Source organism: Acerihabitans sp. TG2 (assembly GCF_035013185.1).
In the GTDB taxonomy this organism is placed as follows: Bacteria; Pseudomonadota; Gammaproteobacteria; order Enterobacterales; family Enterobacteriaceae; genus Acerihabitans.
On sequence record NZ_JAYGJO010000012.1, the window covers coordinates 22,634 to 38,951 of the forward strand.

The 16,318-nt window shown below is 44.6% G+C and carries 10 protein-coding genes; 9 read left to right on the plus strand and 1 reads right to left on the minus strand.

What is annotated here, in order from left to right; genetic code table 11:
• The first annotated feature begins 231 nt into the window (after positions 1-231).
• Positions 232-1,230 (plus strand): GlxA family transcriptional regulator, encoded by a 999-nt coding sequence (locus SJI19_RS12375; protein WP_323478568.1) that lies wholly within the window; start codon positions 232-234, stop codon positions 1,228-1,230.
• A gap of 31 nt (positions 1,231-1,261) precedes the next feature.
• Here the strand turns inward: SJI19_RS12375 and SJI19_RS12380 are convergent, their stop codons facing one another.
• Entirely contained in the window at positions 1,262-1,936 is a 675-nt protein-coding gene (locus SJI19_RS12380; protein WP_323478569.1) for a trypsin-like peptidase domain-containing protein, read from the minus strand.
• 911 nt (positions 1,937-2,847) lie between these two features.
• Between SJI19_RS12380 and SJI19_RS12385 the strand changes: the two genes are divergently transcribed.
• The 8 genes from SJI19_RS12385 to SJI19_RS12420 all read left to right on the plus strand — a co-directional run bounded on the left by SJI19_RS12385 (position 2,848) and on the right by SJI19_RS12420 (position 16,305).
• Positions 2,848-3,402: a sugar O-acetyltransferase gene (locus tag SJI19_RS12385; RefSeq protein ID WP_323478570.1), complete on the plus strand. Its 555-nt coding sequence runs from the start codon at positions 2,848-2,850 to the stop codon at positions 3,400-3,402.
• Between the two features lie 197 nt (positions 3,403-3,599).
• Positions 3,600-3,884, plus strand: a complete 285-nt coding sequence (locus SJI19_RS12390) for a YciI family protein (protein ID WP_323478571.1) — start codon at positions 3,600-3,602, stop codon at positions 3,882-3,884.
• A gap of 547 nt (positions 3,885-4,431) precedes the next feature.
• Entirely contained in the window at positions 4,432-10,215 is a 5,784-nt protein-coding gene (locus SJI19_RS12395; RefSeq protein ID WP_323478572.1) for a hypothetical protein, read from the plus strand.
• 460 nt (positions 10,216-10,675) lie between these two features.
• On the plus strand, positions 10,676-11,830 hold the full coding sequence (locus SJI19_RS12400) for a mandelate racemase family protein (protein ID WP_323478573.1): 1,155 nt from the start codon (positions 10,676-10,678) through the stop codon (positions 11,828-11,830).
• Positions 11,831-11,881: 51 nt separating this feature from the next.
• Positions 11,882-13,516 carry an ABC transporter substrate-binding protein gene (locus tag SJI19_RS12405; RefSeq protein ID WP_323478574.1) on the plus strand — a complete coding sequence of 545 codons (1,635 nt, stop codon included), beginning with the start codon at positions 11,882-11,884 and terminating at the stop codon, positions 13,514-13,516.
• On the plus strand, positions 13,513-14,565 hold the full coding sequence (locus SJI19_RS12410; RefSeq protein ID WP_323478575.1) for an ABC transporter permease: 1,053 nt from the start codon (positions 13,513-13,515) through the stop codon (positions 14,563-14,565). Before SJI19_RS12405 ends, SJI19_RS12410 begins: the two co-directional genes overlap by 4 nt.
• Positions 14,562-15,467 carry an ABC transporter permease gene (locus SJI19_RS12415; RefSeq protein ID WP_323478576.1) on the plus strand — a complete coding sequence of 302 codons (906 nt, stop codon included), beginning with the start codon at positions 14,562-14,564 and terminating at the stop codon, positions 15,465-15,467. The genes SJI19_RS12410 and SJI19_RS12415 overlap by 4 nt, the downstream gene beginning before the upstream one ends.
• Complete coding sequence (locus SJI19_RS12420; RefSeq protein ID WP_323478577.1) at positions 15,439-16,305, plus strand: ABC transporter ATP-binding protein; 867 nt, start codon at positions 15,439-15,441, stop codon at positions 16,303-16,305. The genes SJI19_RS12415 and SJI19_RS12420 overlap by 29 nt, the downstream gene beginning before the upstream one ends.
• Positions 16,306-16,318 lie beyond the last annotated feature (13 nt).

The following is a 16,318-nucleotide window of genomic DNA, read 5'->3' on the forward strand; positions in this document are numbered from 1 at the left end:
ATAGTCATAATTTAATTATTTTCAATACTATAAAATGTATCTAAATATTTCAATGACTTGCAAATAGTCTTTATATTACATTACTATAAATTATTATAGTTATTTTCAGCACATTACTGCCAGGATGGTAACTGACATTAACGTAGGTGTAGTGGAATTTCATTTTTCAGACGATTTGTGTCAGATGGTAATAACCAAGGTTGCTATACATGTTTTTGGTAAAGGTAATTAATGATGTTTAATCAGCCACCCGCTAAAAAAATAGTTATTCTTAGCATTCCACCTATTGATCTTTTAGATATTATTGGGCCAATAGATGTGTTTCGTCTGGCTAATTTTTTAACAGAAAAAAAAACGCCTTATCATGTGGAGCTGGTATCCACCGGAGCAGATAAACAGATAGAAAGTGATTCTGGTATAAGCCTATTGGGACATTCAACCTTAGCTGATATCAAATGGATAAATTCGGTCATCGACATAGATACCTTGATCATTAGTACGCATATCGACACCATTGGCAGGTATCCACCCCATGTGATTGAGTGGATCAGATCTCAGGAAAACCGCGTAAGACGCATTTGTACCCTTTCAGGGGGAATATTTGCGTTGGCGCAGACCGGTATGTTGGATGAAAAACATGCCACCACCCACTGGCGCATCATGGATGCGTTTGCCAAACATCATCCGCGTGTGCATGTAGAGAATCAGCCTGTATGGGTAAGGGATGGCAATATTTATTCGTCAGCCGGCATGTCTTCCAGTATCGATCTTGCGTTGAACCTGATAGCCGACGATCTTGGTGAAGCCTTGGCGGCAGAAGTGACTAAAGAACTGGTGTTATTTCTTCGTCGACCCGCAGGGCAACCACAGCTCAGCTGTTCTCTTATGGCACAAGATTCCCATCATCGTAGCGTAAAGGCGCTGCAACCCTGGATACATGAGAATCTGACGCAAGATCTTACCGTCGAAGTTTTAGCAGACCAACTTGCCATGAGTCGCAGTACCTTGATCAGGATTTTCAAACATGAGCTGAATATCACTCCAGCAAAATATATAGAAAATATTCGACTGGAAACCGCGCAACGATTTCTACAAATGACCAGCATGAGTTTGGATAAAATTGCGACAAAGTGTGGCTTTACCAGTGCGGATGTTTTTCGACGAGTATTCCAGCGTAAACTGGGCATCAGCCCGTTAAATTATCGCCAGCAGCTGAACGCTGATAAATAATAGTCGACTTGGATAGACTACCCCGTAATCATTACTTGGCGTGGGTAGACGTGACGGGAAAACGTGCTGTAAACAGGGTGGCCGAGCCCCTTGGGGAAGAAGAAGACTGTCTTACACTTGCCAGATCTCTTCCATCCATCTGTCCAACAATCCAGTTGGCGATATTTTGATAAGGAACAAAAATACTTTGATTTCTTTCCCGGTGGGTGGCGGTGAACACCCCGATGACGGCCCCATCGCCGCCATACACCGGACCGCCACTCATGCCTTGGATCCCGCCAGCATCAGTCAATGCCATCCTGCAACTGGTACCGGGTTTTTTCCACCAGCCAAATTCCTGCAAGGTGCCTGATGAGGATGTTGGCATGGCGGTATACGCATTATAGCCATACATCTTGAGCTTTTCGCCTTTTACCGCCGTCTCGAGTTTGGGTAAGGTTCGCCCGGTATTGTCATGATAGATTATCGCCACATCACAGGTCGGATTGTAGGCCTTGACCCGCACCATCATGATCTTGGCCACATGTCCCGCCGTGAGACTGTAATGCTTGGTAAGAGGGAAACTGGAGCCAATGGCGCCAGCCAGTACCGGGATGCCGATAAAATGAAGATCAACTTTAGCACTGGCATTGTGATCCACGTGATAATGTCCTACCGCACTACAACCGGTCAGCCCACAGATCAGGCTTGTGAGTATTAATTTCATACGTTCAACCTGTAAATAAATTAATTAGGGAATGGCATCAGGCGACGCTCCACAATTAACTTGTGACTGCCCATGGCACCCACATATCATTGCGGAACTCTGCTCGATTTCCATTCACATTTCTGCCATATTTTTCAGACAGCCTGTACAGAAAAATAAAAACCGCATTAATGTTTTTTATTTACAGCTACCATGCCCTGTCAATTTTTTTAAATTTAACAGGATAGAAAAAAACAACATCACCTCTGACTACGCTGCACTCTCCAGCGCTTGACTATCATTATCGGCAACCGAGTAGCTTGGCTTACCGGGCCTTGTCGTACGCATCATCACCGAGGCCCCATAGAACCGGCCGGTATGATGATGTCCTTTTTTGGCGTTTTTCCATTTTGGTAACGTACGACTTTGTATAAATTTCATATGTCGATAAAAACTGTATGTAGCAATGGCCATCAAAAAAAAACATAAGATGAGTTGGTTCATAAGAAATAAACCTTATTTTTAGATATATCGCTTTAAAGCGAATGTTTACATCATTACTATTAGTTCAGCAATGACTTACTGTGCTAGGTTAGCGAATGCATTAACAATAAAACACAAAAAATGTCATTATTATGTAATCATTAGCCTCTTCTTATCGATATTTTTCATAAATTTTTACCATAATAATCACATAGGAAAATTCCTATGTTTCAATCTTACGACGATCTGCTCCTTTTTTTTTTAGCCAGCGTGCAGACGCGCTCACATCGCGGTGCCAAAGCGCACAAAGCCTCGCGGGGTAAACCATTCGACAGCCATGCGCAGCCTCACTCGGTTATCCTGAAGATAACGGGAAAATGTTTATTGTTTTTTTTCGCTTAGGCGCCGATGCTTTATGGTAGATGAGCAGCAAATCCGAGGTGATAAGCATGACTGAACTGGAAAAAATGCAGCAAGGCGAACGTTATTTTATTAACGACCCTGCTTTGGTTGAGATTCGACATGGTGTACGGGATAACATTGACCGCTACAATGCACTTGGGCATAGGGACATCGCTCAACAACAAGCTCTACTAAAGGCGATTTTTGCCGCGATGGGTGAAGACGTTCATATTGAAAAAAACCTGCGCGTAGATTACGGCCTAAATACCCGCATCGGTAGCCACGTGTTTATCAATTTCAACTTTGTTTTGCTCGACTGTGCGTCAGTGACGATAGGAAATCACGTATTCATCGGACCCAACGTACAACTTTTTACCGCGCATCATCCTTTAGAACCCCAGATTCGCTTACAGCATATCGGCTGGGCTGAGCCGATTATAATTAGCGACAATGTATGGATTGCCGGTGGCTGCACTATTTTGCCTGGGGTGACGATTGGCGAAAACTCCACTGTCGGCGCCGGCAGCCTCGTGACCCGCTCCATTCCGCCAAATGTGGTCGCATGCGGTAATCCGTGCCGGGTAGTGAGGGCGCTGGCGTAAATCCGTCACATCGACGATTGCGGCCAAAAAAGTGGTAACTCTCGCGATTTAACACGGGAAATCATCCCCAGATTTACTCACTGCACGCGAGTAGAACGGGGGTCAATGAGCTAAGTCGTAATTAATGCTAAAGCAGGCTTCACAGAAGAAACAGAAGGTTTATGATGAGTTCATCATAAATCGTGCGGGAGTAACCGATGTTCATCGTAGATTTAACCTATGAAGAACCCATGGAAAAGGTCGAAGCGTTGTTGGAGATGCATGTTGCCTGGCTTCAAAAACATTATACTAGCGGTGATTTTGTGGCTTCCGGCAGAAAAGTCCCCCGCACCGGTGGGATCATCCTGACTAAAAGTCTGTCGAGGTCCATGCTGAATGAAATTTTGGCGCAAGATCCGTTTAACGCGGTAGCCAATTACAGCATTACCGAGTTTATGCCTTCCATGACCAGCGATACACTCAGCATCCTTAAATCCATCTGATCTTGACCAGATCGTGGGTGGCGGATACCCGGTCCGCGCCGGCCACACAAGGCCGTGGTGGCCGGTTCTGTCTCTGGTAAGTGGGGTACTCATCCATTCCCGTTATAACCCGGGCGCTTATCTTCGGCAGACTAAGAACGTCCGGCGGCAAAATCGGCAACCCGGCCTTAATCAACAATAATAATATTTATATTAAAATAATCTTATATTATTAAAAACACACATTGCGCTCAGAGTTGTAATTATAAATTATGTGAATTAATTATATATCTGCATGGATTTTTAATTTTTTACATGATACTTTACGTTAACTATGTAAACATTATTCCTACGCAATTTTATCAATAAAACATAGGTACATATGGATAAAAAAGTAATAGTTTATAATAACATTATTACCAACCACAATATTTCCATAAATAAATTTTTAAATAATAAAAACAAATATATTTATACGTTTATTAATGAGTAACAATAATCAGTTGTTAATTTGCTATGTCGTCATACATTACAATAATTCACCAGCACATAACATAGGCGATAATGAATGTACCCAAACCTTACTCATCTGCATAGACAGTCGCACAGCAAAAATCAACTTAACAATAAACCAGCAGAAATATTTATTATTCAAAATCCGAGTGAAACGTTGATTGATGGGTCTCACGCGGCAAGGATCATCGGTAGCGAAAATAGACATTTACCCTTTAAGGGGGCTAAAGAAAAATCACAAACCACATCAACAATACGAAAAAAACAGGTGGATGATTTATATAAAAATGTCAATGAATTTAAACAAACCCCTGATGATCAGCTTATCCCTTTAGGCACGAGATATATCGATATTGAGTTTACAGGAGGACGGTATTCACTGCTGGCGACTATTTTTAAATTGAGCAGTGGCGTGCGGGTTTATGTGACCAGTTTGATGGGCAAACAAATCATTTCCGATGGCGAAATTTATTACATCGATAATATTGTTGCCCCTCCGCCAGCTTCGTTGTTTTCTCAGATATTCCAACTGCTGGCCCAGCTTATCAACGTGGTGCAGGTTTCCATCCCAGTTTTTACTCGCGCAACCCACACCGCGCAGACGCCCGTAGTGATGACAACACTGGACAGCAATGCACGTGTCATTCATATGCCAAACGTCTCTGCACATGGCGTTATGACTCAGAGATCATCTGACCGTGGCCGCGACCCTAGCCCGTATCCATTCACGGCCGCTGTCCCTTTTCTCACCAGAAAACGGCGTAACACCGACAACCAGCATGATGTCGAAGCGTCTAAACAGCCGGATCATAATACAGTATTTTCCCATTCGTCATTATCACTGGAAAAGGCATCACTGCTTAAATACTGTGCTTGTTTATCAAATTTCGATTTGCCGAGTGAATATGCAAAAAAGACGTTAATGACTCTGGTACAAGATTATTCCGCCACACTAACCCAAGCGTTAAAGGAACAAAATTGGCTTAATGGTTTTGATTATTATTTAGGTAAATTAATTAAGCATCACATTGATCACGCATTATATTTTAAAGAAAAAAGAAAAACATTAACCATTATTTTAATCAAGCGTTATGTGGAAATAGAAAATAGCGCCGTGTGTAAGAAAAATCCATCACAAACCGGTGGTCAATGTGACATTGACCCGAAATTTGACCATCCACAATTTTTTCTTGAAAAGTATTTCAATTTTAATGAAAATATTGTCAATGTTTTCAAAGAAATAAACCTACGCGTGTTAAATGAAGTCATAGTGATTAAAAATCACAAATCTTATACAGTGACTAAAACTCACTTACAAAAAATGTTATCTTCTGCTAGTAAGGAAAATGAAAAGGTATTTTTTGAATACTACACAACGCTCATTTTGATGGAAAAAGCGCACCACCATTTTCGCCGCCACGTCCAGCATCATTCGTCAACGAAAGGATTACGCAAAATATTATTTGAAAATAATTTACATTTGTGGTACGCAATTATTAATAAAAATATGTTAAATTTAAAACAGACTTTATTATCTCGTTTTTTTTATTATATATTTCATTACAACATGATTCATAATGATCCATATGATGAAGAAAACTTGATTATTCCTGGTGAATTTACCCCACACTGGCAGATTTTTGTTATAAAAAAACAACAGTTAGAATTTAAATCACTGGATGATATATTCCAAAAGCAACTTATTGATTATTTTCAACATTCATTACCCCCAAATACCCATTTGACAAAAATTATTAAATTGATAGAGTACTCGCGGACAAAAATATCAACCTCCACCCTCAGAGACGATTGGCAAGCCGATAGCCTTGCACCGTACAGAAAAGCTAAAGATATTTTAGAGAAAAACATATTGATTAACCTTGATGTCGACCATAGCATCGGTGAATTGAGCCATGATCAGTGGCATGCAGATTCTGATTTGTTAATAAAATATAACAAAGAGTGCCAGATGTTATTGCAATATTTAGCCACGGTACAAAAGGAATTCAATAAAGCGTTAATATCTTATTCTGAAAATAATATTGTAACCACTGCTGAAACTCCAGTGCAATTTTTAGTAAACGCAAAGATTTCTGCTGTAAATCATTTAGTTAATAATGAGAATACCATCAATGCTGCCGGTGGCCCCTTACCTTATTATCTTGAAAAAATCAAGGAGGGTGATATTGATTTTTTTATATATGCGGCTTGTTATTGGTTTATGGCCACCCATCAATCGACGGAAAAAAATTGGCGTGATCTAGATGCTTTTTCTATTTTAAAATCCTTTAAAACCTCCGATGAACTTGAATTCAATGACTTCAGAATCCGTAGAACAACGCAGTACACAAGTGTATTTAATTTGAAAACATCAGCTACATTTAACGACACTGATTCATATTTTGACCAATTTGCTGAATATGAATTTCATGATATGCATCATGAAGCCAAAAACATGACTGCTCATTTGGTCATGCATTCATTAATTTCGTTCCGTGATCTTATCTCACCACTGCAAGAAATATTTACCTTTAGAATTTTTTCTAGACATTATATTCACAACACACTTGTTCCACAAGTCTGGGTTTCTACGCCAAAGAAGAATTATGGTTTTATTATCATAATGAAAACCCAAAGTGGAAATACCTATTTAGCCTCAACGTTGCTGAGCGCACCATTCATTATTGATATTACTAAACATAGAGACAATGCTTTATATAAACGCATCATTGATATACTACAAAAAACAAATTTTAATGTTAATGTAAGTAATAGAGAAAAAACACCATTGACGTATAATGAACTAAGTGAATTATTATCCTTGTCTTCTGATGATCCCACCGATAACCTACTTAATTTTATTGTTCATCCACCGAAAAAAAATATATTTTCAAACCCGCAGTCGGATTTTTCTCTTGTCGCAGATATCAATAACATGCGTTACAGTTCGCCTTTAGCAGCGCTTGATCATTGGTACAAAGACATGCTGCTTGAAATCAGTCAGGATAGCGCAGATATATTAGTGGATCATAATTGGGTAGACTATCTAACGTCATTAATCCCTTTCTACGAGGTCATCTGGCGTTACTGGCATGACCAACGTTATGAAATTCGCATTAAAGACATTCTTCTTGATTCATTTGATTTAACCTGTTCTTTAGTACCCGCGGGTGTAGGTATCATTAAACTCAATAAAATTACTTTAAGTAAAATCATAAGCCTTGCCAAGGAAAATAAGATTAAACCGAGTAAATTTAATTATTTTTTACTACAAAAGATTTTAAAAAAATCAGCAACAGCTCTCTTAGATAATGCAATAATAATAAATAATGAATTGATTTCTTTTCTGAACCCTAACCCACTTCAAAAGTTATTCAATAGACATATATTTGGATTTGTGAATCGGAAAGTCTTAAATGAAAAATCATGGTTACGCCACAATATTCTTGACAATGAGATAAAAATAGCAACCATGAAAAAATCGTGGGCGATTGATATTGAAAAAATCGTAGCTCGCCCAAATGAAAATGGAATATTCGAATCTGACATGGAAACAATGTACCGTGAATGTTATGTTAAGATAGATAATATTTTTTATTCCATTATTTTTGACAAAACCATCAATCGATGGAGAATTGTCAATCCACGTAATACCGACAAATTTGATGGAGCCATTCCAATTATAAAAAATCAAGCGGGTCAATGGCACTCGGCTGCTTTTCATGATCCAGACCCGATTTCTCCCCTTACTGGCATCGGTATGACTTCAGCAGACCTTTATTCCGGCTTAAATATCATACAATTCGAGCCACTAACGATAATAAAAGATCCTGAGGTACTTAATGATGAAGTCGTTTATCTTACCAAACGCAAATTACAGTTATTTTTTGACATTTATCAACCTTATATTAACGATTGTTTAGCCAAAAAAATACCCGAACACGATATTATAAAAATAATAATAAATGGACTTATCACCAAAAAAGGGTTTGACAAAATACCTTTTATTGGCATTAATCCGCAAATAAAAAAATATATATTATCCATTGTGGACAGTTTTGAAAAAAATGACTCGGTGACAGTAAGTTACCGAGTTAATAAATGGTGGGTTGATGAGCAGGACATCAATCCCATTGATCATCTGGTCATAAAACTCAACATCGATGATACTTTATTTATTATCGATCTGCTCAGTTTTCGCCCCGACACGGGATTAAAGGGCGAACAAAAACAATTTTTTTTGGAGCATGAATGGTTAACATATTATGATATTAATATCCCAATACAATATGGATTGGTTAAATTCGTAGATTATGAAAAAATAAATTCTGCTATTGATTTCTCATTAAAAGTTGCCATCACTCCAACGAATTACATCAAAGAAGCAATGTTAATTCGTGAACCTATATGGTATAAAACCTCCTTAATTAAGAGTAATTTGAATTATTTTAATAACGCAGTATCTCCTGATTATCAGGTTAGCCCTACCGTATTGAGTGCTGCTCGAAATATTATAATTAGAACTGCAGAATATGACCCACACCCTGGGATTGATGCCAAAAAATTAAAATTCCCATTTTTAATACTCGAAAAAGCAGAACTCATAACACTTAAGATGTCAGAACGGAGTAAATCACTTATGGATTTTACTCCACGGATAAAAATCCCGTTAGAAGCTTATTTTGGGTTATATTATGAAGTCAAATGGTTCAAGCAGTTACTTGACCTTGAGCAAGGTGTGTTGCTGGCTTTTATTTCTTTAGACGGAATGTTACATCATCTGATGATTTGCCTCGGCCTTGGCCGTTTTGCTGCACAAGATAATGGTTTTTTTAACCCTCAACTTAGCGCCAGACCTTCCATTATTACCGCTGAAGAGATGGGTGTGTTTTCACAAGGTACATTTCAACTTCGCGGAATAGGCGGACCCTATAAACTATTTATTGGCATTACTGATACTTCAATACAAAATAAAGTTTTTATCCCCCCCAATCAATTGTTGGATCCACCACTCGCCACGACAATGAATGGGGATGATTTTACCAATTATGATAATTATTTCAATAGGTTTACTCAACTACTCGGCGATCGTTGGGAAATCCGTAATTCTGTTAATATGGATCATTGCCTAATAATCAAAATGCAGGCTGTTCCACACAATGCCCGAATCATTCATGGTATGGAGTTAGCCAATATTGTTCGTGGTTTATCTTATTACACATCTTTTTTATCTCCATTAAGCACAGTCAGCTCTATTCAATTGATATCTTGTTACAGCCTACATAATGGCATTAAACCTTTAGGTCAGGTTTTAGCCGATGAACTTCTACTCACGGTGGAATCTATCCCTTATTACTCTAATGATGCTATTCGTCAACGACATCCCGAATGGTATACTGTTTACACCCCACAGTCAGCAAATTCTAATACCATTAAAACCGCCGACGATGAAATTGACTATATAAAAATGCGTAACGAATTAAAAATTACCAACAGTCGACTAAATCTTTTACTTAAAGCATTGGCCAGTATAAAACAAAACGTCAATAACCGAAGGAAAAAACGGTCTATACAAGACATCCCCGAGATTTTCATTAATATTGCGCTGACGATACTGGGGGATTCAATCTCGGCAGAGGATTTTATCGCATATCTACCCTCCGCGACCGATCGCAACACGTTTAACAAAATTAAACTCGAGTATAATATTAATGAAAAGACCTCTAATGAAATATTTTTCCAATGTTTTTTTGATATTGTCTCTTATATTGATGATCTAAAATATCGCGCTAACTGGTTTCAGTATTCGAAAGAAAATATTCTAAAATCCAGTGAGTAGGCGTTAATACGCCACCACGATGTGCTCTGCGAGCCTTGCCAGGCATTCAAGCCATGATCGCCTGGTACGGCTGCGTTATTTTGTCCTCTGTCGGGCAAAAACATGCGGTATCGGGTTGGCTAATGTGTATGAATGACGTAGCCCATGCCGGATTAACCAAACCTTCGATGGCCATTGCCACACAATCCCTCCGCCTACATCTTGCACAGATCACATTTTCCCCTACTTTCGTGAAAACACTCACACGCCTTCATGCAGACGCCCAAACATAAGGCGAAATTTTCGGCGTTTAGCCCTGGAAATGAGCTAACAAACTGGCTAACTTCAATAATGAAACTATGTTTTGATGTTTTTACTCTATGGTTTTAATGAATTGTGAATGTGCTCACATTGTTGATAAAACGCGCAATTGCTGAGCGCCCTCCCGATGTTATCCTTCTCAGTAATGGCAGGTATCACTGTGAAAATAAGTTCTGTTGAAGTCACTGTTTTTACTTATCCGACCCATCGCGTTTCTGACAGTGCAGGTCATTCGCATCCGGGTGAAGAAAACCAGGCAAAAATGGCGATGTTGACGATTACCACTGACGAAGGCGATTGCGGCTATTCGTTCGCACCGCCGGAAGTGGTGCGACCCCACGTCGTCAGCGCCTTTTTTAGAAAAGTTCTGATCGGTCAGAATCCGTTCGACCGTGAGCGGCTGTGGCAGGATCTGGTTCACTGGCAGCGCGGCAGTGCGCACCAGTTGACTGAGCGTGCACTGTCATTTGTCGAACAGGCGCTGTGGGACTTAATTGGCCGCAAACTGAATATGCCGGTGCATAAACTGTTGGGGGGATTTCGCGAAAAGGTCCCGGCTTATGGCAGCACGATGTGCGGTGATGAACTCACGGGTGGGCTGTCAACGCCAGATGAGTTCGGCCAGTTTGCCGAGAAGCTGGTGGCACGGGGTTATCAGGCCATCAAGCTGCACACATGGATGCCACCCGTGGCATTCGCACCTGATCCTAAAATGGACATCAAGGCCTGCGCCGCGGTGCGTGAAGCTGTCGGACCTGACATCGATCTGATGCTCGATGGTTATCACTGGTACAGCCGCAGTCAGGCGCTAACCATCGGTAAGGCGCTGGAAAAACTCAATTTTGCGTGGTTCGAGGAGCCGATGGAAGAAGAGAGTATGGCGTCCTACGCGTGGTTAGCGGAAAACTTGTCTATTGACGTGATCGGTCCTGAAAGTCTGGGCGGCAAACACCACAGCCGAGCAGACTGGGTAAAAGCTGGCGCCTGCGACATTTTACGCGCCGGAGCCAACGGCGTCGGCGGGATCTCGCCGTGTATGAAAGTCGCGGGTCTGGCCGAGGCATTCGGTATGGACTGCGAAGTACACGGCAACGGTGCGGCGAGTTTGGCGGTGGTCGGCGCTATTCGCAACTGTCGCTGGTATGAACGCGGCCTGCTGCATCCATTCTTGGAATACGACACCCCCGCAGCCTACCTGAACAGCATTGTTGACCCGATGGATGCGCAAGGTTTTGTTCATCTTTCTAACCGCCCTGGCCTCGGAGAGGACATCAATTTTGATTACGTAGCAACCCATACTGTCAGTCGCGACTGACCTGCGGGCAGAAAAAATAATAACCCTCTGACTCTACCCGGAAGGTACCTCATGAACACTGGCACATCTCTCGGGGCGTGGTTTCTCGCGCTCTTACTCACGGTGAGCAGTTGGACCGCGCAGGCAAAAACGCCGCCCGACCAGTTGATCATCGGCATGAACATGAACAACCTGCTGACACTTGATCCAGCGGCAATGACCGGCAACGATATCGTCGGCATCGTGATGAATCTTTATGACCCGCTGATTGAGCTTGACCCGCAACAGCTGACCCATGTTCGGCCAGCGCTGGCGGTCTCGTGGGAGGTCAATGATGCAAGGAATCTGTTGACGTTTCATCTGCGCGAAGGCGTGAAATTCCACTCCGGCAATCCGGTCACTGCACAGGATGTGGTGTGGTCGATGCGCCGCGTTCTGCATCTGAATCTGGCGCAGGCGTCGGTGTGGAAATCCTATGGGTTCAGCAAAAAGAATGTCGATGAAATGGTGCGTGCGCCTTCGCCTTATACCGTTGAAATTCAACTACCTAAACCGAATGATCCGCAACTGGTGATTTACTCGCTGGCTGCACTCGGCAGCGTAGTGGCGCTGGACAGCAAAACCATGCAGGCGCATGAAGTCAATGGCGACTGGGGCAACCGCTGGCTGACCACCAACGAAGCCGGTTCCGGGCCGTTTCGCCTCGACGGTTGGCAGGCAAAAGACGTGCTCAATATGAGCCGCAACCCTGCATACTGGCGTGGTGAGCCTCGGCTATCCCGTGTGGTATTCCGCCATTTCCAAGAATCGCAAACCCTACGCCTGATGATCGAAAAAGGCGACTTGGACATCGCTAAAAACATGGCGGTTTCTGACGTCAATGCACTCAGCCACGACCCGGCGATAACCGTCGATAGCGTGAAAAAAGGCACTATTTATTACGTGGCGATGAGCATGAAAGAGTCACATTTCGCCAACTCAAAAGTGCGAGAAGCGGTGCGCTATCTCATTGATTATCAGGGAATCGGTAAGGCACTCATGTCCGGTTACGGGGTTGTGCATCAACGCCCGCTGCCGATCGGCATGCCTGCGACGTTGCCAGATCCGGGTTATCACCTGGATATTCCGCGTGCCAAAACATTGCTTGCGCAAGCCGGTTATCCTGACGGTTTTGACACCACGTTGCGGGTACTGGCCGATCAGCCTTTCCTCAATATCGCCATCGCCGTGCAGTCCACCCTGATGCAGGCCGGCATTCGCGCCAAAATTATCACCGGCACCGGCAACCAGATTTACGGCGCAATGCGTGAACGTAAGTTTGACATGCTGGTCGGACGTGGTGGCAGCGGCGTGGAACCGCATCCGCATTCTAGCCTGCGCGCCCTGGTCTACAACCCGGATAATAGCGATGCTGCGCGTCTCACCAATTTTCAGGGGTGGCGCACCGGTTTTTACGACCAACAGCTGAATACGGAAATCGTTCAGGCATTACTTGAACGTGACCCGGAAAAGCAAAAACAGGATTATGTCGTCATTCAGGAACGCTACGACTTGCTGATACCGGCGTTGGTGCCACTCTCGCAAATGGTGGATTCCATTGTGGTACGTAAGGACGTCAAAAACTACCTGCCACATCCTTCTGCAACCACCTTCCTGCGTGACGTCTACAAGGATGAGAGTCAGCCAACCAGAGGTAATGGGTTATGACAGCGCAAACCTTCACTCAGCAAAGTCTGCTTGCCCGCATTCCGACCGGACGCATTGGTAAACGTTTGGTTCAAGTTGCGGTGACACTGTTTGGTCTGCTGCTGCTGACCTTTTTCATCGGTCGCGTGATGCCGGTGGATCCGGTGCTGGCGATTGTCGGGCCGGATGCTGACCACAGTACTTATCAGCAGGTTTATCACCAATTGGGTTTCGATAAACCGTTGTGGACACAGTTTGGTATTTACCTTTCCGGGCTGGCGCACGGTGATTTCGGCAATGCGCTGCTAACGGGTAAACCGGTGACACAGGATATTTTACGCGTGTTCCCGGCTACGATGGAACTCGCAACGCTGGCGATTATTATCGGCGCAGGCGTCGGCATTCCGTTGGGTGTACTGGCGGCGGCAAAACGTAACAGCATCGTGGATTATGGGGTGCGTATTATCAGCCTTGCCGGTTATTCCACACCGATATTCTGGGTCGGGATGATGGGGCTGCTGGTGTTTTACTCCTGGCTCGGTTGGGTGGGTGGCGCAGGGCGTCTGGATTTCAGCCTTGACGGACAGGTCACGCGCCACAGCGGTTTTATGCTGTTCGACGCGTTGATCGCCGGGAACTGGGATGTGTTCCGCAGCGCGCTTAATCATCTGATCCTGCCTGCGTCATTGCTCGGGTTTCACTCACTGGCGTACATCAGCCGCATGACCCGCAGTTTTATGCTCGCGCAACTCACGCAGGAGTTCATTATTACCGCGCGCGTTAAAGGCCTGAGCGAATGGCAGGTGTTGTGGAACCACGCGTTCCGCAACATTCTGGTTCAGTTGTTAACCGTGGTGGCGCTGGCATATGGCTCGTTGCTCGAAGGTGCCGTATTGATCGAAACCGTCTTCTCATGGCCGGGGTTCGGTTCGTATCTTACCAGCAGCCTGATGCTCGGAGACATGAATGCGGTGATGGGCTGCGTATTGGTCGTCGGCATGATTTTCGTGATGCTGAATTTGCTCTCAGACCTGCTGTATCAGGTCTTTGACCCGAGGACAAAAGTATGACGATTTCCCTCAATTCCGTAACACTCAGCGCAGGTGATGAAAAACACCAGCGTATGCAACGTGTATGTGGTCGCGTTGGTCATTTTCTGTGGCTGATGACATGCAATCCGCTGACCGCCATCGGCGGCGCGATTGTCCTGATGTTAATGATTGTAGCGCTTTTCGCGCCGTGGATCGCGCCGTTCCATCCGTTGGTGCAGGATTTAAACAATGCACTCAGCCCACCCTCTGCGGCGCACTGGTTCGGCACCGATGAATTCGGCCGCGATATTTTCAGCCGGATGGTGTACGGCTCACGCATTACGCTGTACATCGTATTGCTGGTGTCGGTCACCGTCGGGCCGCTTGGCCTGCTGCTTGGCGTGACCGCGGGTTATTTCGGTGGCAAAACCGATATGGTATTGATGCGCGTTACCGATATTTTCATCTCCTTTCCGAGCCTGGTCCTGGCGCTGGCATTTGTCGCGGCGCTGGGGCCAGGGCTGGAGCATGTGGTGATCGCCATTACACTCACCGCCTGGCCGCCGATTACGCGTCTGGCGCGCGCGGAAACCCTCTCGCTGCGTCAGGCAGATTTTATCTCTGCGGTGCGTTTGCAGGGTGCGTCTCCGGTACGGGTACTGTGGCGTCATATTGTCCCGCTGTGTTTGCCGTCGGTGATCATTCGTATCACTATGAATATGGCAGGAATTATCCTTACCGCTGCCGGTCTCGGCTTCCTTGGCCTCGGCGCCCAGCCGCCGGATCCGGAATGGGGCGCCATGATTTCCAGTGGTCGTACATACATGATGGAGTGCTGGTGGGTCGCAACTATTCCTGGTCTGGCAATCCTGATTAATAGCCTCGCGTTTAATTTCTTAGGAGATGGCCTGCGTGACATCCTCGATCCCCGTAATAGCTGACGCTCCGGCGTTACTTGACGTGCAAAATCTGCACGTCAGCTTTGTGAATGGCCGCCAGGTGACGCAGGCGGTACGCGGCGTTTCTTTCCTGCTCAAGCGTGAAAAACTGGCGATTGTCGGTGAATCCGGTTCGGGAAAATCCACCGTCGGGCGCGCTTTGTTAAAGCTGCATCCATCAAAAGCGCATATCACTGCTGACAAAATGCAGTTCAGTGATGTCGATTTACTGCGCGCCAGCCCGACTCAGATGCGTCAGGTGCGGGGTAAACGCATCTCGATGATCATGCAGGACCCGAAGTATTCGTTGAATCCGGTGCTGTGCGTCGGCGATCAGATCGCCGAAGCATGGCGTTCGCATCACAGATGCTCGTATCAGGATGCCAAGAGCAAAGTGCTGAACATGCTCGACGTGGTGCGCATCCGTGAGCCGGAACGCGTTTATCACCTATACCCGCACGAAATTTCCGGCGGACAGGGACAGCGCATCATGATCGCCATGATGTTGATCACTGACCCAGAAATGGTGATCGCCGACGAACCAACCTCTGCTCTGGATGTGTCCGTGCGTTTGCAGGTGCTGGCTCTGCTCGACGACCTGGTGAAGACGCGCGGGCTGGGGCTTATTTTTATCAGTCACGACATCAATTTGGTGCGCAGTTTCTGCGACCGCGTGCTGGTGATGTACGCCGGACGCATTGTGGAATCCATTGCGGCAACCGAACTCGACAACGCGCAGCATCCGTATACGCGCGGCCTGTTGAATGCGTTGCCCTCCATGGATAACCGTCGTTATCCGCTGCCGGTGATGCAACGTCAGGCCAGTTGGCTGACCGATTAAGGAGCTTACATGC